This is a genomic window from Actinomadura mexicana, from assembly GCF_900188105.1.
Lineage (GTDB): Bacteria > Actinomycetota > Actinomycetes > Streptosporangiales > Streptosporangiaceae > Spirillospora > Spirillospora mexicana.
This window is the reverse complement of the sequence record NZ_FZNP01000002.1, coordinates 557,242-577,410: the sequence shown is the minus strand read 5'-3', so window position 1 is coordinate 577,410 and position 20,169 is coordinate 557,242. Positions and strand designations below refer to the sequence as shown.

Genomic DNA, 20,169 nt, shown 5'->3' with positions numbered 1-20,169 from the left:
GCACCATGACCGGGGGCGTGACCCGCCCACCTCACGGGGCGGCCGTCGGGGTGCCCGGCGACCGGCAGGCACGGGCACCGGAACGCAGCAGAACCAGCTCGACGCAGCAGAACCTGCGCTCGAAGCGACCGAAACAACGAAGGTGACATGAACAGCTCCACGACTCCAGGTTCCCGGGCCGCGGCCGCATGGTCGCTCGTCGGCCTGGTGCTGCTGACGATCAACCTGCGCGCCGCGATCACGGGGATCTCGCCCGTGCTCGGCGACCTGCGGGACGCGTTCGGGCTGTCGGGCGCGGAGGCCGGCGTCCTCACCACGCTCCCGGTGCTGTGCCTGGGCGTGTTCGCGGCCGTCGCGCCGGCCGTCGCGCGGCGGTTCGGGACCGAGACCGCGATCGCCGGCTCCCTCGTCATGATCACGACGGGGATCGTGCTGCGGGTGGTGCAGTCCCCGGTCTCGCTGTTCTTTGGAACGGTCCTGGCCGGGGCGGGGATCGCGATGGGCAACGTCCTCATGCCGGCCGTGATCAAGCGCGCGTTCCCGTCCCGCCTGGGCTCGCTGACCGGGCTCGCGATGATGCTGATGGCGGCCAGCGGCGCGATCGCCGCGGGCCTCGCGGTGCCGCTGGAGGAGGCGGGCGGCTGGCGCCTCGCGCTCGCCGTCTGGGCCGTCCCGTCGCTGGTCGCCGCCCTCGTGTGGGGTCCGATCGCCCTGCGCGGCCGCCGCGCTCCGACGCCGCCGGTCACCGTCCCGCGCGCCGGGGGATCGCTGCTGCGCTCCCCGACGGCCTGGTTCGTCGCCGCGTTCATGGGCCTGGCGTCGCTGATGTTCTACGTGCTCCTGTCGTGGCTTCCCGAGGTCATGCGCGACGCCGGTTACCCGGCCGCGACCGCCGGGATGATGGTCTCCACCATGATGATCGTCGGGATCCCGCTGGGCTTCCTGGTGCCGGTGTTCGCCGCCCGCCTGCGCGACCAGCGCCCCCTCGTCGTCGCCGTCGCGGCCACGATGGTCGTCGGCCTGGTCGGGCTGCTGCTCGCCCCCGGGTGGGCGTGGGTCGTGATCCTCGGCATCGGCACCGGCAGCGCGTTCCCGCTGGCCTTCACGCTGCTCAGCCTCCGCTCGCCGACCCCGTCCGCAGCCGCGAGCCTGTCGGGGATGGCGCAGACGGGCGGCTACCTCCTCGCCGGAACCGGCCCGCTCGCGGTTGGCGTCCTGCACGATGCCACGGGCGGCTGGAACGTGCCATTGGCCCTGCTGCTCGTCCTGGTGGTCCCCGAGGTCGTGGTCGGACTGCTGGCCGCGCGCCCCGGGTTCGTCCGCGCGGCCCACCCGGCGGCGCCGCTGGTCGAGCCGAAGGCCCTCCCGGCGCCGGAGCCCGCCCGTACCCGCTGATCAGGTCATGTCGACGGCGTCCAGGTCGAGGACGCGCGCGTGCACGACGAGCCGCTGGTGCAGGGCCGCCCGGAGTGCCCGGTGCAGGCCGTCCTCCAGGTAGAGCTCGCCCTGCCACTGGACCACGTGGGGGAACAGGTCGCCGTAGAACGTGGAGTCCTTCGACAGCAGCGAGTGGAGATCCATCTCCCGCTTGGTGCTGACGAGCTGGTCGAGGCGGATCTGGCGAGGGGGGATCTTGGCCCAGTCCCGGGACGAGAAACCGTGCTCTGGATAGGGCCTTCCCTCACCCACCGCCTTGAAGATCACCCTTCGAGTCTACGGGCTCGCCAGTGCGCGGAGAAGGCGCGCAACAACATGCGTCACTCTGCTTTCCGGATTCGGTAAACCAGTTACCGCCCAGCTCATCCCGACCGTGACTTAGTACCGGAAGGGTCGGGTGCGGCCGTTCACGACTGGTGGTCAGACCAGATGTAGGCGCCGGGAAGCAGTGGCTCGCACCTCGCCCGATGTTGCGCGACACGTTCGTGTCAGTGTGACCAATGCTTCAGTGACGTGGCCCGCGACAGGGTCTTGTCAGTGCGCGTTTTTGCGGACGGGTGGGTCAGGCGGTGGCCGGAAGGACGACGACCTTGCCCGAGAGCGTCCCCGCGGCCGCCCGAGCGTGGACTGAGGCCAGGTCGGTCAGCGGGACACGCTCGGCGACGTCGACGGTCAGCGCGCCACGGTCCACACGCGCCACGAGTTCCGACAGTTGCTCGGGGTCGCTGCGGACGTAGAGGTCGATGCCTCGCACGCCGCGCTCCTCGTCGGCCGGGGCGGGCATCCACACGGTGGTGCTGACCACGACGCCGCCGTCGCGCACCAGGCCGGCCAGCGCAGTGAACTCCGTGGGGTCGATCGGTGCGAGATTGAGCAGGACGTCGACCGGCTCGGTCACCGCGGTGGTCACCTCGGTCGTGGTGCGGTCGATGACCTCATCGGCACCCGCCGCCTTGACGCGCTCGGTGCTGCGGGGGCTGCCGGTGGCGATCACGTAGGCGCCGGCAGCCTTGGCCAGCTGTACCGCGTAGCCGCCGACGGCTCCGCCGGCGCCGCTGATCAGGATCCGCTGCCCGGCCTTCAGTTCGGCGTGGTCGAAGAGCGCCTGCCATGCGGTGAGACCGACCAGGGGCAGCGCGGCAGCGTCGGTGAGCGGGATGCTCGTCGGAGCCGGCGCCAGTATCTCGGCGGGCGCGAGGACGTACTCCGCCGAGGCGCCGTCGTCGACGAACGGCAGGAATCCGACGATCTGGTCACCGATCTCAAGGCCGCCGACGCCCTCGCCGAGCGCGTCGACCGTTCCCGCGACGTCCAGGCCGGGGACGTGCGGCAAGGTGAGGGGCATCGGACCCTGCATGAACCCCGCGCGGATGTTGCCATCGACGCCGTTGAACGTCGTCGCGGCGACGCGCACTCGCACCTGTCCGGTGCCCGGCACCGGCCGGTCGACGTCCTCGTAGAGGAGGACGTCGGGCTCGCCGTACTCGTGGAATCGAACTGCCTTCATTCGCGGTGCCTCACCTTCGGTCGAGTGCTTCGAATCCGAAGCACTTGTGCCACCGTAGCAGTGCTTTGAAGTCGAAGCAAATGCTTCGAAGATGAAGCAGTGATAAAGTCTCCACCATGCCCGACACGCCGCCGTCCCTGGACGCCGTCCAGCTGGGCGCGTACTTCGCCCTCATGGAGGTGGCGGGCCTGCTCCGGCACGCGGTCGAGCAGCAGCTGCGCGAGGCCGGCGATCTCAGCTACGTGCAGTTCCAGCTCCTGGCGCATCTCGGCCTCGACTCGCCGAGCGGCAGTGAACGCATGACCGACCTGGCCGACGGCGTCGTGTACAGCCGCAGCGGATTGACCTATCAGGCCGGCCTGCTCGAGAAGTCGGGCCTCGTCAGGCGCACGCGCTCCGCAGACGACGACCGGGGCGTCACGGTCACGATCACCGATGCCGGGCGGGCGCTGCTCGCCAAGGTGCTCCCCGGCCACACCGAGGTCCTCAGCCGGCAGCTCTTCCAACCGCTGTCGCGCCGGGACACCCAGGCTCTGGCCGACCTGCTGTCGCCGGTGCGCGACCACATGCGTTCGGCGCCGCCCCGTTCGGCGGTGCCTCGCCGCCGGCGATGACACGCCGCCTGGCGAGACGCGGCGCGGTGCCCCTCGTCATCGCGGGTGATGTGAAGATCGTTCGGAGCGACTTCGGGATGATCATGCGCGATACAGTCATCTTGTGAGGAACGTGGATGACATCGATCGTCAGCTGCTGGAACTCCTCCAGCAGGACGCCACCCGGTCCTACACGGCGCTCGGCACGGCGGTCGGCCTGTCGGCGGGCGCCGTCCACGAGCGGGTCCGGAAGATGCGCGAGCGGGGCGTCATCCGGCGGACCAGCGTGGACGTGGAGCCGGCCGCGCTCGGGCAGGGCGTGCTGGCCTTCGCCCTGATCGACTCCTCGGTCTGGATGGGCGACCGCGCCGCCGAGTTCGCCGCCATACCGGAGGTGCAGGAGGCCCACGTCGTGGCGGGCAGCGCGTCCGTGCTCGTCAAGGTGCGGACGTCGACGACCGCGCGGCTCCAGGACGTCCTGCGGCGGCTGTACGACATCCAGGGCGTCAGCGGGACGAAGGCGACGGTGGTCCTGGAGACCTTCTTCGAGCGCCCGATCTCCCCGCTGGGCCAGTGACGCCGTCACCCACCGGACATGCGAAAGGCCGGTGCCCGCGTCGGGCACCGGCCTCGGTGTGGCGGAGGATGCGAGATTCGAACTCGCGAGCGCTTGCACGCAACACGCTTTCCAAGCGTGCGCCCTAGGCCACTAGGCGAATCCTCCACGCGGAAGCCTACCGGTTCTCGGGCAGTGACCTGACATCAATAACCGCGTTGACCGGGATCGGTCCGTAGACGTGGGGGAACAGCTCGTCCCCGGCGGGCTCGTAGCGGACGGGCGCGTCGAGGCGGGAGACGTCGACGGCCAGCAGCACCAGGTCGTCGCGAGGGACGTCGCCGTAGAAGCGGCCCAGGACGCCTTCCACCTGGGCGATGTCGGACGAGCAGTGGATGAAGCCCTCCTCGTCCAGGGTCCGGCCCAGGGTGGACATGGTGTACGCCACGCCGGTGCTCCGGGCGGATTCCCAGTGGGTTCGTTCGGCGATGTGCAGGAGCGTGTCCTGGGGAGAGGCGGGCATGGGCGGAGACTACGCCGAATGCGTGGCGATCCTGGGCCGGGGATGCCATAGACTTTGGGCAGACCCCTCGCACGGCGTCACCCTGTGAACCTCCCCAGGGCCGGAAGGCAGCAAGGATAAACAGGCTCTGGCGGGTGTGCGGGGGGTCCCTTGGTTTGACGGCGACCGGTCCGCGACGACCGGTCCACGGCGACACGGCGCTTCTGACGCTCTGCTTCTCGAGGGAGGGCGGACCCCCGATGAGTCTGGCTCTGTACCGCAAGTACCGGCCAGCGACGTTCGCCGAGCTGAAGGGGCAGGAACACGTCGCCGAGCCCCTCCAGCAGGCGCTGCGCAACGGCCGGATCAACCACGCGTACCTGTTCAGTGGTCCGCGCGGCTGCGGCAAGACGTCCAGCGCCCGGATCCTCGCCCGCTCGCTGAACTGCGAGGAGGGGCCGACCCCCGACCCGTGCGGCAAGTGCGACTCGTGCGTCGCGCTCGGACCGTCCGGAACCGGGCACATCGACGTGATCGAGATCGACGCCGCGTCCCACGGTGGTGTGGACGATGCCCGCGACCTGCGAGAACGGGCCTTCTTCGCCCCGGTCGCGGCGCGCTTCAAGGTGTACATCATCGACGAGGCGCACATGGTCACCCGCGAGGGCTTCAACGCGCTGCTGAAGCTCGTCGAGGAGCCGCCGCCGCACCTGAAGTTCGTGTTCGCGACGACCGAGCCGGAGAAGGTCATCGGGACGATCCGGTCCCGGACCCACCACTACCCGTTCCGGCTGATCCCGCCCGGCGTCCTCCAGGATCTCGTCGAGGAGATCCTGAAGAGCGAGGACGTCCCGTACGAGGCGTCCGCGCTCCCGCTGGCCGTCCGGGCCGGGGCCGGTTCCGCGCGCGACACGCTGTCGATCCTGGACCAGCTCCTCGCCGGGTCGGACGAGAAGGGCATCACCTACGCGCGGGCCGTGTCGCTGCTCGGCTACACCGACTCCGCGCTGCTGGACGAGGTCGTCGCGGCCTTCGGCTCCCGGGACGGCGCCGCCGTGTTCGCCGCCATCGACCGCGTGATCGAGAGCGGCCAGGACCCGCGCCGCTTCACCGCCGACCTGCTGGAACGCCTCCGCGATCTGGTGATCCTGTCGAACGTCCCGGAGGCCGGGGCCTCGGGGCTGCTGAACTTCCCGTCCGACGAGCTGGAGCAGATGCGGCGCCAGGCGTCCTCGATGGGGCCCGGAGAGCTGACGCGTGCCGCCGACCTGCTGCACACCGGGCTCACCGAGATGCGGGGCGCCACGTCCCCGCGGTTGCTGCTGGAGCTGATCTGCGCCCGGATCCTGCTGCCGGCCGCGTACGAGGACGAGGCGTCCATGTTCGCTCGCCTCGACCGTCTGGAACGCCAGGCCGGCCAGGGCGGCTTCGGCGGTGGTCAGGCCGGGTTCGGTGGCGGGCAGGGCGGTGACCCTCTGGCGCAGGCCTTCGCGGGTCCGGGTCCGGCCCCCGTCCAGGGCGGCGCAGGTCAGGGAGGCCCCCCTCCAGGATCTTCGGGGCAGGCCGGTGCGACGCACGGAACGTCCGGGCAGGGCGGTCCGGCGCAGGGCGGTCCGGTGCAGGGAGCGTCGGAGCAGCCGGGGGCTCCAGCGTCTCGCGACGGGGGTTCTCAAACGCCCGGAACCCAGTCCCCTCCCTCCCGGGGGGCCGACCCCACTTCCAGTGTCAACCCTGGCCCCGGCACAGCACCCGCAGAATCCGGTTCTGTGGATAACCGCGCAGCCGCCCCCGCCGCGGCCCCGCAACCCGCGGCCTCCCGGCCCACGGCCGCGCCGGCCGGCGCACGTCCCGGCTCCAGCGCATCACCCGCACCCTCCAGTGCACCGCCGGCCCCCGCCGCTTCCAGCGGAGGCGGCGGAGGGGCGGACCTCTCCACCGTCCAGAGGCTCTGGCCGGACGTCGTCGAGGCCGTCAAGCAGAAGAGCCGCGCCACCTGGATGGTCATCATGTCCGGGGTGCAGCCGCTCTCGCTCGACGGCAGGGTCCTCACCCTCGGCTTCGACGCGGAGGGACGCCGCCTCGGCTTCGTCAACGGCGGCCGCGACGCCGTCCTGCGCGAGGTCTTCAAGGAGCGGATGGGCGTCGACTGGCGGATAGAGACCGTCGTGGGCGGAGCGCCCGGCGGGTCCCCACCAGGGGGAAGGCCGGGCCCTAGCGCGGGGTTCGGTGGGGCGGCCACACCGAACCCGGCACCGCAGCCGCGGCCGCCCTTCCAGCCGTCCGCGCGACCGTCCGCGCCGAGGGCCGACGGGCCCCCGGAGCCGCCTCCGCCGCCGCCGGACGAGCCCCCGCCGCCGCCCGAACCCCCTCCCGCGGACGAGAGCGACGAGGTCGACCCGGAGGGCGACGCCGATGCCGACGGCACCGAGGCCGAGATGAGCGGAATGGCCCTCATCCAGCGCGAACTCGGCGGCCAGATCATCCGCGAGATCGACAACTCGGCCCTCTGAACCGGCGGCGCCGGGCCCGGGCAGGGGGCCGGTAGGGCGCCGATTCCCGGAGGTGCTTCCGAAATGGCGCGCTGGGGTCCTCGCGTACCGAAACGGCCTGGGAGCCCGTAGTCTCGTGGGACGGACGTCCGGTGGCTGGCGGAGTGCCAGAGAGAAGGCCCTCGGGGGCCGGAAGAGGGAGTGCACCGTGGAACCCGGTGGTCAGCTGAACATGCAGGAACTCCTCCAGCAGGCGCAGGCCATGCAGGAGCAGCTCTTCAACGCCCAGCGCGAGCTCGCGGAGACCGAGGTGACGGGGACCGCCGGCGGCGGGCTCGTGACCGCGACGGTCAACGGGCAGGGCGAGGTCACGGGGCTGTCGATCGACCCGAAGGCGATCGACGCCGACGACCCGGCCGACACGGCGGAGACGGTCGCCGACCTGGTGCTGGCCGCGATCCGCGACGCCGCCCGCGAGGCGCAGGAGCTCCAGCAGGAGAAGATGGGCCCCCTCGCCCAGGGGCTCGGTGGCGGCGGGGGCATCCCCGGCGGCTTCCCCGGCCTCGGCGGCGCCTGAACCGGGCCGCGGGCAGAAGACGACAGTAAAGGAGGGGTCCGTTGTACGAAGGGGTGGTTCAGAACCTCATCGACGAGCTGGGCAGACTGCCCGGCGTCGGCCCCAAGAGCGCGCAGCGGATCGCCTTCCACCTCCTCGCCGCCGATCCGGCCGACGTCGAGCGCCTCGGCAAGGCGCTCAAAGAGGTCAAGGACAAGGTCCGCTTCTGCAAAACATGCGGGAACGTTGCGGAAGAAGAGGAATGCAGGATCTGCCGTGACGCGCGCCGCGACCCCCACATCATCTGCGTGGTGGAGGAGTCCAAGGACGTCGTCGCGATCGAGAAGACCCGCGAGTTCCGCGGCCGCTACCACGTGCTCGGCGGCGCGATCAGCCCGATCGAGGGCGTCGGCCCGGACGACCTGCGCATCCGCGAGCTGATGCAGCGGCTCGCGGACGGGGCGGTGACCGAGCTGATCCTCGCCACCGACCCCAACCTGGAGGGCGAGGCGACCGCGACGTACCTCGCCCGGCTGGTCAAGCCCATGGACATCACCGTCACCCGACTGGCCAGCGGCCTTCCGGTGGGTGGCGACCTCGAGTACGCCGACGAGGTCACACTGGGCCGCGCATTCGAAGGACGGAGGCTGCTCGATGTCTGACACCAACAGCCCGCAGGACTGGAACGCCCTCGCCGAACGCGTGGCGTGCCACGTCGACAACTACCTGAACGGCCTGGAGGCGGTCGCCCGCGGCGACGGCGGGACGCACACCATCCCGCTCCTCCTGCTGGAGGTGTCGCAGGTGATCCTGGCAGGGGCGCAGCTCGGCGCCAGCGCCGACGTGATCCTCCCGGACAACTGGGAGCCCGAGATGGGCGACGACCCCGACCTCGACTCGATCCGGCAGGGCCTGGCCGAGCGGCTCCAGGCCATGGACGAGTACGTCGAGGTCTTCGATCCCTACAAGGACACCGAGCCGACCTCCTACCGCCTGTCGGACGACCTCGTGGACGTCGCCAGCGACCTCGTCCACGGGCTCCGCCACTACAACAAGGACCGTCCTCTGGAAGCCCTCTGGTGGTGGCAGTACTCGTACTTCAACCACTGGGGCAACCACGCCGGCGCCGCTCTGCGGGCCCTGCACGCCTTCGTCGCCAACGCCCGCCTGAGCGTCGCCACGGAAGCGGCCACGGAAGCCGCCCCCGCCTGACCCGGCCGTGCCCCGCCTAGCCGGACGTGGCGGGGCCGGTCCGTGCGCCGAGCGCCCACGCGATCAGCTCGGCCGCCTTCTCGACGTCCGAGCCGATCTGGCCGCTCCCCCCGGAGTGCCACGCGAACTGTTCGCGGTCGTCGTCCCAGACGACCCGGCCCTCCTGACCCCGGTAGGAGACGTGCAGTAAGCCCCCGCCACCGTCCGGCCGCACCGTCGCCACCTGCGGAGCCCTCCGCCGCAGCGCCGCGTAGAGGGACGGCAGCGGTCCCCGGCGAACCCTCGGCAACTCGTCGAACCCGCCCATCAGCTCTCCCATCGACTCCCTCACCGCCGTGCCCCGTCCCGGGCCGGGCCATGGCACGAACGCGACGGATCCCTGGTGGACGAGCTGAACCACGGCACCCCGCCGGCGCCTGCCTTTACCTAGACGCTTGACCCACCGTCCGGGTGGTCAGCGGAGGAGATCTGGGCGATGGCCGGAGGTCTCATACCGCTGACGACACAGCGACCCTCATGTCACCAGCGCCGAGCAAGCCCGCCCAGGTACTGCGGTTCCATCGGTCCGCCCAAGCGCTCGCCCCAGGTGACCTCGTCGCGCATCGCCCTTGCGACGTGCCGAAGACCACATACGCGACGCGCCCGCTCGAAGGCACGGTCACGCGGACGATCTTCTCGGGCGCCCCGGCCTCCCGGCTATGCGTTTCGGCGATGCGTGGAGACGCTGACCGCTCGGCCGGCGACCCGTACCGCCGACTTCACTCGCGAGGGTCGCCAAGGGCGATTCTGGCGGCTTCGGTGGCCATTCTTGCGATCTCGTGGACGTCCATGGACGCCAAAGGCTCAAGGCCCAGCAGGTAGCGGCCGTAGACGATGCCGAGGGTCTGGCTCAGGAGCAGCGCGGCGCGCTCGCGGACGGCGGGGTCGTCCGGCAGGACCTTCTCCAGGGCGGGGACGATCTCCTGGTCGAAGACGGCCTGGACGCGGGCCGCGGCGTCGGGATGGGTGGGGGCCGTGCGCAGCAGGACGGCCTCGGCGGTGTTCTCGGCCGCCTCCCAGCGGGCCAGGAAGGACTCGACGTAGGCGGCCGCCGCGTCGTCGGCGTCGCCGAGATCGGGGACGGCGAGGTCGATGGCCGAGGCCGCGGCGTAGAGCTCGGCCTTGCTGCCGAAGTAGCGGATGACCATGGACGGGTCGATGGCGGCCTCCGCCGCGATCGACCGGATCGTCGCGCGCTCGTAGCCGTCCTCGGCGAACCGGCGCCGGGCCGCGTCCAGGATCGCCGTCCGGCTGGCCGCGGAACGCTCGGTGAAGGCCATGCCCGCCAACCTATGCCATCACGCGTTGGCAAACACGGAGACAACGTCCTAGAGTCCATCACGAGCAGGCCACCGAACGTTGGCCACCAGGCGTTGGCCAACGTCCATGGGCGACAGGAGTGATCATGACGGCTGTTCCGGAGTCCACCGGCGTGCTCGTGGTCGGCGCGGGGCCCGCCGGGCTGTCCCTCGCCGCCTCGCTGCGGCAGAAGGGGGTGGACGCCGTCCTGCTGGACCGGGCGGCGGAGGGCGCGAACACCTCCCGGGCGGCCGTGGTCCATGCCCGCACGCTGGAGGCGCTGCGCGAGATCGAGGCGACCGGCGAGCTGGTCGAGCGCGGGATCATCGTGCCGCGCTTCACCGTCCGGGAGCGGGACCGCGTGCTGCTCACCGTCGAGTTCGGCGACCTGCCGACCGACTTCCCCTACACGCTGCTCGTCCCGCAGAACGTCACCGAGGAGATCCTGCTCGGACGGCTGCACGCGGCAGGCGGCCTCGTGCACCGGCCGTCCGAGGTGACGGACCTGGCCCAGGACGAGGACGGTGTGACGGCCACCTTGGCCAGCGGCGAACGGATCCGCGCGGCCTACGCGGTCGGGACGGACGGGATGCACAGCACCGTCCGCGAGCACACCGGGATCGCCTTCGAGGGTGACGCCTACCCGCAGTCGTTCATCCTCGCCGACGTGCACCTGGACTGGGCCGGCGGCAGCGAGGAGGTCATGCTGTTCTTCTCCTCGGAAGGCGTCACGGTCGTCGCGCCGCTGCCCGGCGGGCGGCACCGCATCGTCGCGACCGTCGAGGAGGCGCCCCAGGACCCGACCGCCGCCGACGTCCAGGCGCTCCTGGACGCGCGCGGCCCCAGGCGCCAGCCCGCGCTTATCAAGGACGTCGTGTGGAGCTCCCGCTTCCGCGTCCACCACAGGCTGGCGGCGCGGTACCGCGCGGGCCGCGTCTTCCTGGCCGGTGACTCCGCCCATGTCCACAGCCCGGCGGGCGGGCAGGGCATGAACACCGGCATCCAGGACGCGCTCAACCTCGCGGGCAAGCTCGCCGCGGTGCTGGGCGACGGCGCCCCCGACTCCGTGCTGGACGAGTACGAGGCCGAGCGCCGCCCCGTAGCGGAACAGGTCGTCTCGTTCACCGACAAGATGACCAACGTCGCGACCCTGGGCGGCCCCGTGCTGCGCGGGGTGCGCAACACCCTGCTGCGCACCCTCGACTGGATCCCCGCCGTCCACCGCACGATGGCGATGAACCTCTCCGAGCTGTCCACCGACCCCGCCCGCCGCTGAACCGATTGCCGCGAGCGCGCGGGGCCCGCCGGCGCTCTGGCGGCACCGCTCCGAGCGAGCAGGTCTCCCGGGAAACCGCCGGCGCGGGCTTCGCGTGCGGTCAGCGGCGGTAGGCGAGGACGTCGCGGGCCACCGCGTCGCGTTCGGCGGCCTCCTGCTCGGCCGCCCGCCGTTCGGCTTCGACGCGGACGTCGTAGGCGGTCCGGGCGGCGGCGATCGAACTCTGGTGCTCCTCCGTCCACACCACGAGCGACCGGATCGTCTCATGAAGCGTCGCGCCCATCGGCGTGAGCGCGTAGTCGACGCGCGGCGGGACGGTCGGGTGGACGGTGCGGCTGACGAGCCCGTCCCGTTCGAGGTGCCGGAGCGTCCGCGCGAGCATCCGCTGGCTGATGCCGTCGATCCGGCGGCGGAGCTCGGTGAAGCGCAGGGAGCGCTGGTCGAGCAGCGCGATGACGAGCAGGGACCACTTGTCGGCGATGCGGTCGAGGATCTGCCGGACCTCGCAGTCGTTGCGGGTGTCCCACTGCAGAACGTCCTCGTCGGCGGCGGTGACCCCGCAGTAACCGGGGGACGCGAAAGTTCCGTCTTCCATGCTTGCTGATGGTGTCGGAAGATGCTGCCGGTAACAAGAGGGAACCGGCGTCCATCAGGGGAACCGGTGCCTCGGAAGAGAGGAGCCGGGTCATGTCAACATCCGCGTCCCGCATGGGCGGCCGCGCCTGGGCGTCCCTGCTGGTCCTGTGCGGTGCGGTCTTCCTGGAGGGGATCGACATGGCGATGCTCAACCTCGCGCTCCCCTCGATCCGGGCGGACCTGGGGCTTTCCACCGGCATGCTCAGCGGCGTCATCAGCGCCTACGTGCTCGGCTACGGCGGATTCATGCTGCTCGGCGGGCGCGCCGCCGACCTGCTGGGCCGGCGGCGCGTGTTCCTGTTCTGGCTGGCGGCCTTCCTGGTGTTCTCCGGCCTCGGCGGCCTGGCCACCGAGGGCTGGATGCTGCTGGTCGCGCGGTTCGTCACCGGGGTCGCGTCGGCGTTCATGGCACCGGCGGGGCTCGCGCTGGTGACCGCCGCGTTCCCGGCCGGGCCGGCGCGCACCCGGGCGCTCGGCGTCTACGCGGGGACGGCCGCGGGCGGCTTCTCGCTCGGCCTCGTCGCCGGCGGCCTGCTGACGTCGCTCGGCTGGCGCTGGGTGTTCTTCGCTCCGGTCATCCTGTCGGCGCTGCTGCTGGCGGCGGCCGTCCCGCTGATCGCCGAGCCGGGGGCCGCCGGGCCGAGGAGGGGGACGCGCGACTTCGACCTGCCGGGCGCGTTCGCCGTCGCCGGCGCCATGCTGCTCCTCACCTACGGGATCGTCCGGCTCGAGCACCCCGGCGACGGCACCGCGCTCACCGGGGGCGTCTTCGCCGGAGGGCTGCTTCTCCTCACCGTGTTCACCGTGGTCGAGCGCCGGTCGCCGAGCCCGCTCGTCCGCCTCGGCATCCTGCGGTCGGCCGCCCTCGTCCGGACGGACCTGAGCGCGCTCCTGTTCATCGGCGCCTTCGCGGGCTTCCAGTTCCTGATGACCTTGTACCTGCAGGAACTGCGCGGCTGGACGACGTGGCAGACCGGACTGGGCATGCTCGTCGTCGGCCTCGACACCGTGCTCGCGCCGACCCTCACCCCGCGGCTGGTGAACCGCTTCGGCAACCTGCGGGTCCTGCTGGGCGGCCTCGTTCTCGCGGCCGTCGCCTACGGGCTGTTCCTGCCGATCGGGCTCGACTGGGCCTACACCGTCATGTTCCCGATCATCGCTCTGCTCAGTCTCGCGTTCGCGCTGGCCTACGGCCCGCTGACGATGGCCGCCACGGACGGCGTCGACGAGGGCGAGTACGGGCTGGCCGGCGGCCTGCTGTACACGGCGATCCAGTTCGGCGCGGCCCTCGGGCTCTCCGCCGTGACGGCCGTCCAGGTCGCGGCGCTCGGCGGCGACGGCTCCCCGGAGGCCCGTCTCGACGCGCTCCGGACGGCCCTCACCGTCCCCTTCGCCGCAGCCGTCGCCGCCGCCCTGATCACCGCGTTCGGTCTCCGCAGCCGTCCCGCGAGGCCCATCGAACCGGCACAGACCCCCATCAGGACCACCGTCTAGGACTGGACGAGGATCGACGCCGGCGCCATCCGCGGGATGAGCGCCGGCGCTTCGAGGCAAGCCTGACGATCACTCCTGCGCCGGACCTGCCGAAGGGCCCTCGGCGCACCGGCCTTGGGGCCACCGATCCTGTGACTCCGCATGGCGACGGGCGTGCCCTGGCCAGGCACACCCGCTCGATGGCAGCGCAGAAGGTACTACGTGATGGGCGCCTTCCAGGTCGCCTCCCACGTCTGCGGCCCGACGATGCCGTCGACGTTCAGCCTCTTCTCCTTCTGGAAGGCCGTGCAGACCTCCTCGGAGTGGGTGCCGTAGATACCGTCGACCGTGAGGCTCGTCCAACCGCGCTTGCGCATCTTGTCCTGCCAGGTGCGGACGTCGTCGCCCTTCATCAGGGCGAGGAATCGACCCGGCCAGGGTGGGGCTTGCACGGCTTCCTTAACGCTCTGTTCGGTCATGTCGATCACCTCCTTGCGAGGATGTTCCCTCCTATGTCCACAATCCGAAGGATTGCCTCAAGAGGGCAACGCGCATGGAGGAATAGCTCAGTAAATACGCGCTGCGGGCCGTCATCTCTTGGAAAGTAGTGAGCTATTCACTTATCTACACTCGCGTGCGGCCGTTCACCATTGCCGCTCGGCGCCGGTACCGAGGCCGTCGCCGGCGGCTCCGGGACGACGGTCTCCCGTGTCGCCTTCGGATCGGCGGTCCCGTGCACCCCTTCCAGCACCTCCCGGCCCTGCCTGTCCACGAAGTTGGTGAACAGCTCCTGCGAGTAGCCGAGGAGGACCGCCCAGGCGATGATCTGGCCCGAGGAGTCGAGGGCGCTCAGCCCCGGGATGAACCCGCCGCGCAGGAGTACGAGCCCGAGCACGGCCACGATCGCCCCGGTGGGGAGCTTCAGGAGGGCCAGCGCCACGGGGATGCCGAAGGACGTCGTGGTTCCCCGGACCTTCCGCAGAGCGGAGGCCGCCGCGATGCAGGCCGCCGTCATGCCGGCGATCTCGACGATGGCGTAGTCCCCCGCAGAGGCCACAGCTCCGGGGGAGCCGGGGGGCGGCGGGCTGACGGATCTGCTGGGGCAGGCGACGGCCTGCTGGGAGAGGTTCTCGGGTGTGAAGCACAGGGGCGCGGCCGACTTCCAGATGCCCCCGACCAGGGCGATGCCGAACGCCAGGCAGAACAAGCCGAACGTCACCAGCCAGACGAGCCGCGCGAAGTTCACGGCGCGCAGCCTCTCCTTCAGGGAGGCCTCCCGGGCCGCGTCGACCGCGTCCAGCACGGCCGACATCCCCGGGAACGACAGCGTTGAATGTTCGGCGCCGCGCGCCACCGTCCACCAGCGGTGCCGGCCGGCGGCGTCCCGATCCGTCGAATGCGCCTGCTGCAGGTCCCGCGCGGCCTCCTCTGCCGCGATCCGGCGGGTGTCGTCCGCGGGGAGATGCTGCTTGATGATGGCGAACAGGTCGGGCAGGTGGGGAACGAGATCCTCGGGAGGGAGTGTCCGCAGCCACAGGGTGCGCGCGGAGTTGACGTGCATCTGCGCCGCGGTGACGTGCGACGCCGTCCGGCCGCGCGGGTGCTCGTCGACGTCGATGACTCGGCACGCGCTGTCCAGGGCCGACCTGGCGTTCGTGACGAGCTGGGCGTGCTCCGCGGAGGGCGGACTTGTGCGCCGGGTGGCCAGATGGGCATCCAGTTCCCGGACGTTCGCGTGCACTCCTTCGCAGAGCACCCAAGAAGATCGCTCACGGTTCCATTCGGTTATCCGGGACGCGAGCGGTATCCGCGATAGCCGGTGCCACATTCGCACGTTCTCCCTCGGCTCGCCTTCGCGCTCCCCTTTGCTTCAGACTATTCGCGTGTTTCACTCCTGACATTCCATGGCGCGTACATTCTGCGCCACGGTCGTTCATGTCGCCTGGTACATCGCGTGACCCCCGCCGGGCACCGCCCCCGCCCCGCAGGCCCCGGGCCGGCGGTCGAGTCCGGCAGGCCCCCGGGGCCGGGAGAGTTACCTGGTCGTGATCCATGGGGTCCGGCTCTGTAGACTCGACGACCAGAAACGCCTGACCCCGATCCGAGGAGCGCCCACTCGTGGCTCTTGTCGTGCAGAAGTACGGTGGCTCCTCCGTCGCCGACGCCGAAGGCGTCAAGCGGGTCGCCCAGCGCATCGTCGCAACGAAGAAGGCGGGCAACGACGTCGTCGTCGTGGTCTCCGCCATGGGCGACACGACGGATGACCTCATCGACATGGCCAAGCAGGTCAGCCCCCTGCCGCCCGCCCGTGAGCTGGACATGCTGCTCACCGCCGGCGAGCGGATCTCGATGGCGCTGCTGGCCATGGCCATCGCGAACCTGGGCCACGAGGCCCGCTCGTTCACCGGCTCCCAGGCCGGTGTGATCACTGACGGCTCGCATGGCAAAGCCAAGATCATCGATGTGACGCCGGGGCGGATCCGGACGGCCCTGGACGGCGGCTCGATCTGCATCGTGGCCGGGTTCCAGGGCGTCTCGCAGGGGACCAAGGACATCACGACGCTCGGCCGCGGCGGGTCCGACACCACGGCCGTCGCGCTGGCGGCGGCCCTGGACGCCGACGCCTGCGAGATCTACTCCGACGTCGACGGCGTCTTCACCGCCGACCCGCGCATCGTGCCCGCCGCCCGCAAGATCCCGAAGATCTCCTACGAGGAGATGCTGGAGATGGCGGCCAGCGGGGCGAAGATCCTGCATCTGCGCTGCGTGGAGTACGCGCGCCGCTACAACATCCCGATTCACGTGCGGTCCTCGTTCAGCCAGAAGGTGGGCACGTGGGTCGTCGACAGCAGCGAGATCGAGGGACAGGACATGGAGCAGGCGATCATCTCCGGCGTCGCGCACGACCGGAGCGAGGCCAAGATCACCGTCGTGGGGGTGCCCGACAAGGTCGGTGAGGCCGCCACGATCTTCACGGTGCTGTCCGAGGCCGAGATCAACATCGACATGATCGTGCAGAACGTGTCGGCGGCGTCCACCGGGCGGACCGACATCTCGTTCACGCTGCCGTCCACCGACGGGCAGAGCGCCCTCACCGCGCTGAACAAGCTGAAGGAGAAGATCGGCTTCGAGTCGCTGCGCTACGACGACCGCATCGGCAAGGTGTCGCTGATCGGCGCCGGGATGCGCTCGCACCCGGGCGTCACCGCCTCGCTGTTCGGCGCGATCGCCGAGGCCGGGGTGAACATCGAGATGATCTCCACCTCGGAGATCCGGATCTCGGTCGTCGTCGCCCAGGACGACATCGACACCGCGGTCGCCGCCGCGCACCACGCGTTCGACCTGGACGCCGAGCAGGTCGAGGCCGTCGTCTACGGGGGCACCGGCCGCTGACCGCACGCCCCGGCGGGCCGCACGGATTCCGTGCGGCCCGCTTTGCCGTGTTCGGCCTGTGCCGCATGACGCTGACGCCGGCCGCCCGCGGTGGCAGGGTCGTTCGGGGAACCGGCCGCACGCGGCGGGAGTTGGACGTGCGGACACGACTCGACGGCGAGAGGGTGAGGCGACCATGGCCCCGAATGCCCGGCCGGCCGGTGCGAGGACGCGGGGGACGGGCGGGCCGACGCTCGCCGTCGTCGGAGCCACGGGGGCCGTCGGGGCCGTGTTGATCGACCTGCTGTCCACCCGCCGCGACGTGTACGGGGAGATCCGGCTGGTCGCCTCGCCCCGGTCGGTGGGACGGACGCTGCCGCTGCGCGGTGCGGACGTCGAGGTGGAGCCGCTGGCGCCCGAGGTGTTCGACGGCGTCGACATCGCGATGTTCGGCGTGCCGGACGCGGTGGCGGCGCGGTGGGTGCCGGTCGCGACGGACCGCGGCGCCGTGGCGGTCGACAACTCCGGGGCGTTCCGGATGGCGCCGGACGTGCCGCTGGTCGTCCCGGAGGTGAACCCGGAGCGGGTGCGCCGGCGCCCGCGCGGGATCGTCGCGAGCCCCAGCTGCACCACGCTGTCGATGATCATGGTGCTCGGGGTGCTGCACCGCCGGTACGGGCTGCGCGAGCTCGTCGTGTCGTCCTACCAGGCCGCGTCGGGCGTCGGGCTGGAGGGCGTCGACACCCTGTACGAGCAGATGGAGAAGGTCGGCGGAGACCGCGCGCTCGGCAACCGCGCGGGCGATCTGCGCTGCGCGGTGGGCGAGTTCGGGCCGTTCCCGGCGCCGCTCGCGATGAACGTGGTGCCGTGGGCGGGCGAGGTCCGCGACGGGGGCTGGAGCTCGGAGGAGCTCAAGATCAGGGAAGAGTCGAGGAAGGTGCTCGGCTTGCGCGACCTGCGGGTGACGGCGACCTGCGTCCGCGTCCCGGTGGTGACGGCGCACTCGCTGTCGGTCCACGCGGTGTTCGAGGACCGGGTCGACCAGCGGGAGGCGCAGGCCGTCCTCGCCGGGTCGCCCGGCGTCGTCCTCTGCGACAACCCGGAGACGCAGGAGTTCCCTACGCCCGCGGACGTCGTCGGCACCGATCCCGCCTGGGTGGGGCGGGTGCGGCGCTCGCTGGACGACCCGCGGGCGCTCGACCTCTTCCTCTGCGGCGACAACCTCCGCAACGGCGCGGCGCTCAACACCGCCCAGATCGCCGAGCTGGTCGCCGCCGAGCTCACCCCCTGAGGGCCGCGAGGACGGCCGAGGTGTCCAGGTAGAACGGGCGGAACTCGCTGACCAGGCCGTCCCGCACCGTGATCCACTGCAGGACGGACGTCTCCACCTCCCGCCCGGTCGCGCGGGCCCGGAAGACGCAGTCGTTGCGGACCGCGACCGTCTCGCCGTCCACCGCGTAGTGCTGTTCGCGGAACGTCAGCTCCGACCACAGCCCGCTCATCACGGCCATGAACCGCTCCATGCCGTCGTGACCGCGCCACGTCCCGCCGTAGGGGAGGCTGGGCGCCTGGTACATCACGACGTCCGAGGTGAGATGAGCGGCCATCGCGGAGAAATCCCCCTTGCCGGGGCCGCCGACGGCCAGAAAGTCCGCTTCCGCGGCGTAGAAACGTTCCAGGGCTTCCAGGGCATTGGTCATGCTCGGTCAACACCGTGCCGGGGCGCCGGGTTGCACCGCGCGGCGGATGGCGGCATGAGCGGGAGGTCGTACTCGGGCTTTAGGGTGGCATGCGTGACCGAGACGAAGGCCGTGAAGTCCGAGCAGACGCGCGCCCTGATCGTCGAGACGGCGCTGCGCCTGTTCCGGGAGCGCGGATACGAGCAGACGACGATGCGGGCGATCGCCAAGGAGGCGGGTGTCTCGGTCGGCAACGCCTACTACTACTTCGGGTCCAAGGAAGAGCTGATCCAGGCCTACTACGACGAGCTGCAGGACGAGCACGTCGCCGCCTGCCGGGCCGTCCTGGACGCCGAGCGCGAGTTCGCGCCCCGGCTGCTGGGCGTCCTGAAGGCCCGGGTCGACACGATGGTCCCCTACCACGAGTTCGCCGGGAAGTTCTTCAAGTTCGCCGCCGAGCCGACCAGCCCGCTCAACCCGTTCAGCGCCGAGTCCGGGCCCGCCCGCGACTCGGCGGTGGCCATCTACCGCGAGGTCGTCGAGGGCTCCGACCTGAAGATCGACAAGGAGTTCCGGGCGGAGCTGCCCGAGCTGCTGTGGATCTACTCGATGGGCGTCGTGCTGTACTGGGTGCACGACAGCTCGCCCGGCTGCCGCAAGACCTACCTCCTGGTCGAGCGGACGGTCCCGCTGGTCAACCGCATGGTCGCGATGTCGCGCATTCCGGGCTTCAAGTCGGTGACCCGCGAGCTGGTGGGCATCATCCGCGAGGTCCGCGCCTGATCGTGATGTCCCAGTGGTCCTTCTCGCGGGCGAACACGACGCCCTCGGGAGACCGGTGGAGCCGCGCGCCGTCCCCCCGCACGCCGGTGAACGGGTAGCGCCGCACGGCCTCGTCGACACAGCTCCCGGTCGCGATGTCGATCTTGTAGCCGTTCGCGTGGCTGTAGGTGCCGCCCGCGTGGCCGTGCTCGGTGCCGCCCGTGACGGTGACCTCGCAACCGCTCGACTCCGCGAACTCGATCAGGCTCCTGATCGTCCCCCACCGGATGCCCTCGAACGACGTGCAGGTCCGCACCGTCCGGTCGGAGCAGCGGCCGGTGGAGCGCCAGCCGATGCCGCTCGCCCGCAGCGCGTACTCGGCGAACTGCTGGTCCAGGCGCTGCGAGCTCGGCAGGTCCGGCGGGGCGTCCCGCGGCGGGACGGTCCGTTTCCGTGCGGCCGACCTGACGTTCGGACGGGACGCGGGCGCCGGGTCGAGCAGGCGCCTCGCCGGGGACGGCGGCCCGGTGCCGGAGGCGGCCCGCCAGCCGGGAGAGGCGTGCGTCGCTGCGGACGCGCCGGGAGAGGCGAGCACGAGCATGGTGCCGGCGATGGCGAGGGCGGTCGCCGCGGCGACCGGGCGGAAGGCCGGGTGGTGGGCCAGGCCGGGGGCCCGGCGGCACTCGGACGGCATGACGCAGTGGATGCTGCACGGCCGTGGCATGTGCGACCCCCCCCGATCGGTGATGTCCGGGGGGCGAGAGCCGGTCCGCGCTGGACC

Annotated in this window: 22 protein-coding genes, 1 tRNA gene and 1 other RNA gene; 13 read left to right on the top strand and 11 right to left on the bottom strand. The window is 71.4% G+C overall.

Annotated features, from left to right (window positions below):
• Window positions 1-147: 147 nt before the first annotated feature.
• Window positions 148-1,395 (top strand): CynX/NimT family MFS transporter, encoded by a 1,248-nt coding sequence (locus CHC11_RS07010; RefSeq protein WP_089310743.1) that lies wholly within the window; start codon window positions 148-150, stop codon window positions 1,393-1,395.
• On the opposite strand, the gene CHC11_RS07005 is transcribed toward CHC11_RS07010, so the two are convergent.
• Both CHC11_RS07005 and CHC11_RS07000 read right to left on the bottom strand, forming a co-directional pair.
• The gene (locus CHC11_RS07005; protein ID WP_089310742.1) at window positions 1,396-1,704 is read right to left on the bottom strand and encodes a type II toxin-antitoxin system VapB family antitoxin; all 309 of its coding nucleotides are present in this window, start codon (window positions 1,702-1,704) and stop codon (window positions 1,396-1,398) included.
• Window positions 1,705-1,999: 295 nt separating this feature from the next.
• Complete coding sequence (locus tag CHC11_RS07000) at window positions 2,000-2,944, bottom strand: NADP-dependent oxidoreductase (RefSeq protein ID WP_089310741.1); 945 nt, start codon at window positions 2,942-2,944, stop codon at window positions 2,000-2,002.
• Window positions 2,945-3,060: 116 nt separating this feature from the next.
• Between CHC11_RS07000 and CHC11_RS06995 the strand changes: the two genes are divergently transcribed.
• Together CHC11_RS06995 and CHC11_RS06990 are read left to right on the top strand one after the other, a co-directional pair.
• Window positions 3,061-3,558 carry a MarR family winged helix-turn-helix transcriptional regulator gene (locus tag CHC11_RS06995; RefSeq protein WP_089310740.1) on the top strand — a complete coding sequence of 166 codons (498 nt, stop codon included), beginning with the start codon at window positions 3,061-3,063 and terminating at the stop codon, window positions 3,556-3,558.
• Between the two features lie 103 nt (window positions 3,559-3,661).
• Window positions 3,662-4,114, top strand: a complete 453-nt coding sequence (locus CHC11_RS06990) for an Lrp/AsnC family transcriptional regulator (protein WP_245918835.1) — start codon at window positions 3,662-3,664, stop codon at window positions 4,112-4,114.
• Window positions 4,115-4,173: 59 nt separating this feature from the next.
• Here CHC11_RS06990 and CHC11_RS06985 read toward each other — a convergent pair.
• Together CHC11_RS06985 and CHC11_RS06980 are read right to left on the bottom strand one after the other, a co-directional pair.
• Window positions 4,174-4,261, bottom strand: a tRNA-Ser gene (locus CHC11_RS06985).
• A gap of 10 nt (window positions 4,262-4,271) precedes the next feature.
• Window positions 4,272-4,616: a DUF952 domain-containing protein gene (locus tag CHC11_RS06980; protein WP_089310739.1), complete on the bottom strand. Its 345-nt coding sequence runs from the start codon at window positions 4,614-4,616 to the stop codon at window positions 4,272-4,274.
• A gap of 58 nt (window positions 4,617-4,674) precedes the next feature.
• Between CHC11_RS06980 and ffs the strand changes: the two genes are divergently transcribed.
• From ffs to CHC11_RS06955, 5 genes are all read left to right on the top strand, one after another.
• Window positions 4,675-4,770, top strand: an RNA gene (gene ffs / locus CHC11_RS06975) — signal recognition particle sRNA small type.
• Window positions 4,771-4,855: 85 nt separating this feature from the next.
• On the top strand, window positions 4,856-7,105 hold the full coding sequence (locus tag CHC11_RS06970; protein WP_089310738.1) for a DNA polymerase III subunit gamma and tau: 2,250 nt from the start codon (window positions 4,856-4,858) through the stop codon (window positions 7,103-7,105).
• A 187-nt stretch (window positions 7,106-7,292) separates the two neighbouring features.
• Window positions 7,293-7,661, top strand: a complete 369-nt coding sequence (locus tag CHC11_RS06965; protein WP_089310737.1) for a YbaB/EbfC family nucleoid-associated protein — start codon at window positions 7,293-7,295, stop codon at window positions 7,659-7,661.
• Between the two features lie 41 nt (window positions 7,662-7,702).
• On the top strand, window positions 7,703-8,302 hold the full coding sequence (recR, locus tag CHC11_RS06960) for a recombination mediator RecR (protein WP_089310736.1): 600 nt from the start codon (window positions 7,703-7,705) through the stop codon (window positions 8,300-8,302).
• Window positions 8,295-8,852, top strand: a complete 558-nt coding sequence (locus tag CHC11_RS06955; RefSeq protein ID WP_089310735.1) for a DUF5063 domain-containing protein — start codon at window positions 8,295-8,297, stop codon at window positions 8,850-8,852. The genes recR and CHC11_RS06955 overlap by 8 nt, the downstream gene beginning before the upstream one ends.
• A gap of 16 nt (window positions 8,853-8,868) precedes the next feature.
• Here the strand turns inward: CHC11_RS06955 and CHC11_RS06950 are convergent, their stop codons facing one another.
• Both CHC11_RS06950 and CHC11_RS06945 read right to left on the bottom strand, forming a co-directional pair.
• The gene (locus tag CHC11_RS06950) at window positions 8,869-9,171 is read right to left on the bottom strand and encodes a hypothetical protein (RefSeq protein WP_143226957.1); all 303 of its coding nucleotides are present in this window, start codon (window positions 9,169-9,171) and stop codon (window positions 8,869-8,871) included.
• A 439-nt stretch (window positions 9,172-9,610) separates the two neighbouring features.
• Window positions 9,611-10,171, bottom strand: coding sequence for a TetR/AcrR family transcriptional regulator (locus CHC11_RS06945; RefSeq protein WP_089310733.1), 561 nt, complete (start codon window positions 10,169-10,171; stop codon window positions 9,611-9,613).
• Window positions 10,172-10,296: 125 nt separating this feature from the next.
• On the opposite strand from CHC11_RS06945, the gene CHC11_RS06940 reads away from it, so the two are divergent.
• On the top strand, window positions 10,297-11,466 hold the full coding sequence (locus CHC11_RS06940; RefSeq protein ID WP_089310732.1) for an FAD-dependent monooxygenase: 1,170 nt from the start codon (window positions 10,297-10,299) through the stop codon (window positions 11,464-11,466).
• A gap of 100 nt (window positions 11,467-11,566) precedes the next feature.
• On the opposite strand, the gene CHC11_RS06935 is transcribed toward CHC11_RS06940, so the two are convergent.
• A complete protein-coding gene (locus tag CHC11_RS06935) occupies window positions 11,567-12,061 on the bottom strand; it encodes a winged helix-turn-helix transcriptional regulator (RefSeq protein WP_089310731.1) in 495 nt (164 codons plus the stop codon).
• A gap of 92 nt (window positions 12,062-12,153) precedes the next feature.
• Between CHC11_RS06935 and CHC11_RS06930 the strand changes: the two genes are divergently transcribed.
• A complete protein-coding gene (locus CHC11_RS06930) occupies window positions 12,154-13,596 on the top strand; it encodes an MFS transporter (protein ID WP_089310730.1) in 1,443 nt (480 codons plus the stop codon).
• A 197-nt stretch (window positions 13,597-13,793) separates the two neighbouring features.
• Here CHC11_RS06930 and CHC11_RS06925 read toward each other — a convergent pair whose 3' ends face one another.
• Together CHC11_RS06925 and CHC11_RS06920 are read right to left on the bottom strand one after the other, a co-directional pair.
• Window positions 13,794-14,054, bottom strand: coding sequence for a peptidoglycan-binding domain-containing protein (locus CHC11_RS06925; protein WP_089311080.1), 261 nt, complete (start codon window positions 14,052-14,054; stop codon window positions 13,794-13,796).
• Between the two features lie 137 nt (window positions 14,055-14,191).
• On the bottom strand, window positions 14,192-15,316 hold the full coding sequence (locus tag CHC11_RS06920; RefSeq protein ID WP_089310729.1) for a hypothetical protein: 1,125 nt from the start codon (window positions 15,314-15,316) through the stop codon (window positions 14,192-14,194).
• A 377-nt stretch (window positions 15,317-15,693) separates the two neighbouring features.
• On the opposite strand from CHC11_RS06920, the gene CHC11_RS06915 reads away from it, so the two are divergent.
• Entirely contained in the window at window positions 15,694-16,968 is a 1,275-nt protein-coding gene (locus tag CHC11_RS06915; protein ID WP_089310728.1) for an aspartate kinase, read from the top strand.
• A gap of 175 nt (window positions 16,969-17,143) precedes the next feature.
• Window positions 17,144-18,238, top strand: a complete 1,095-nt coding sequence (locus tag CHC11_RS06910) for an aspartate-semialdehyde dehydrogenase (protein WP_089310727.1) — start codon at window positions 17,144-17,146, stop codon at window positions 18,236-18,238.
• On the opposite strand, the gene CHC11_RS06905 is transcribed toward CHC11_RS06910, so the two are convergent.
• Window positions 18,228-18,647 (bottom strand): nuclear transport factor 2 family protein, encoded by a 420-nt coding sequence (locus CHC11_RS06905; protein ID WP_089310726.1) that lies wholly within the window; start codon window positions 18,645-18,647, stop codon window positions 18,228-18,230. The genes CHC11_RS06910 and CHC11_RS06905 overlap by 11 nt on opposite strands.
• Window positions 18,648-18,740: 93 nt before the next feature.
• On the opposite strand from CHC11_RS06905, the gene CHC11_RS06900 reads away from it, so the two are divergent.
• Window positions 18,741-19,409, top strand: a complete 669-nt coding sequence (locus CHC11_RS06900; RefSeq protein WP_089310725.1) for a TetR/AcrR family transcriptional regulator — start codon at window positions 18,741-18,743, stop codon at window positions 19,407-19,409.
• Here the strand turns inward: CHC11_RS06900 and CHC11_RS42000 are convergent.
• A complete protein-coding gene (locus CHC11_RS42000; protein ID WP_218825960.1) occupies window positions 19,387-20,112 on the bottom strand; it encodes a hypothetical protein in 726 nt (241 codons plus the stop codon). The genes CHC11_RS06900 and CHC11_RS42000 overlap by 23 nt on opposite strands.
• Between the last annotated feature and the right edge of the window lie 57 nt (window positions 20,113-20,169).

What these genes read in the sequence shown, in the direction of transcription:
- CHC11_RS07010 (WP_089310743.1), top strand. Translation starts at nt 148, where the DNA reads ATGAACAGCTCCACGACTCCAGGTTCCCGGGCCGCGGCCGCATGGTCG.
- CHC11_RS07000 (WP_089310741.1), bottom strand. Translation starts at nt 2,944, where the DNA reads ATGAAGGCAGTTCGATTCCACGAGTACGGCGAGCCCGACGTCCTCCTC.
- CHC11_RS06995 (WP_089310740.1), top strand. Translation starts at nt 3,061, where the DNA reads ATGCCCGACACGCCGCCGTCCCTGGACGCCGTCCAGCTGGGCGCGTAC.
- CHC11_RS06980 (WP_089310739.1), bottom strand. Translation starts at nt 4,616, where the DNA reads ATGCCCGCCTCTCCCCAGGACACGCTCCTGCACATCGCCGAACGAACC.
- CHC11_RS06970 (WP_089310738.1), top strand. Translation starts at nt 4,856, where the DNA reads ATGAGTCTGGCTCTGTACCGCAAGTACCGGCCAGCGACGTTCGCCGAG.
- CHC11_RS06955 (WP_089310735.1), top strand. Translation starts at nt 8,295, where the DNA reads ATGTCTGACACCAACAGCCCGCAGGACTGGAACGCCCTCGCCGAACGC.
- CHC11_RS06950 (WP_143226957.1), bottom strand. Translation starts at nt 9,171, where the DNA reads ATGGGAGAGCTGATGGGCGGGTTCGACGAGTTGCCGAGGGTTCGCCGG.
- CHC11_RS06945 (WP_089310733.1), bottom strand. Translation starts at nt 10,171, where the DNA reads ATGGCCTTCACCGAGCGTTCCGCGGCCAGCCGGACGGCGATCCTGGAC.
- CHC11_RS06940 (WP_089310732.1), top strand. Translation starts at nt 10,297, where the DNA reads ATGACGGCTGTTCCGGAGTCCACCGGCGTGCTCGTGGTCGGCGCGGGG.
- CHC11_RS06935 (WP_089310731.1), bottom strand. Translation starts at nt 12,061, where the DNA reads ATGGAAGACGGAACTTTCGCGTCCCCCGGTTACTGCGGGGTCACCGCC.
- CHC11_RS06930 (WP_089310730.1), top strand. Translation starts at nt 12,154, where the DNA reads ATGTCAACATCCGCGTCCCGCATGGGCGGCCGCGCCTGGGCGTCCCTG.
- CHC11_RS06925 (WP_089311080.1), bottom strand. Translation starts at nt 14,054, where the DNA reads ATGACCGAACAGAGCGTTAAGGAAGCCGTGCAAGCCCCACCCTGGCCG.
- CHC11_RS06910 (WP_089310727.1), top strand. Translation starts at nt 17,144, where the DNA reads ATGGCCCCGAATGCCCGGCCGGCCGGTGCGAGGACGCGGGGGACGGGC.
- CHC11_RS06905 (WP_089310726.1), bottom strand. Translation starts at nt 18,647, where the DNA reads ATGACCAATGCCCTGGAAGCCCTGGAACGTTTCTACGCCGCGGAAGCG.
- CHC11_RS42000 (WP_218825960.1), bottom strand. Translation starts at nt 20,112, where the DNA reads ATGCCACGGCCGTGCAGCATCCACTGCGTCATGCCGTCCGAGTGCCGC.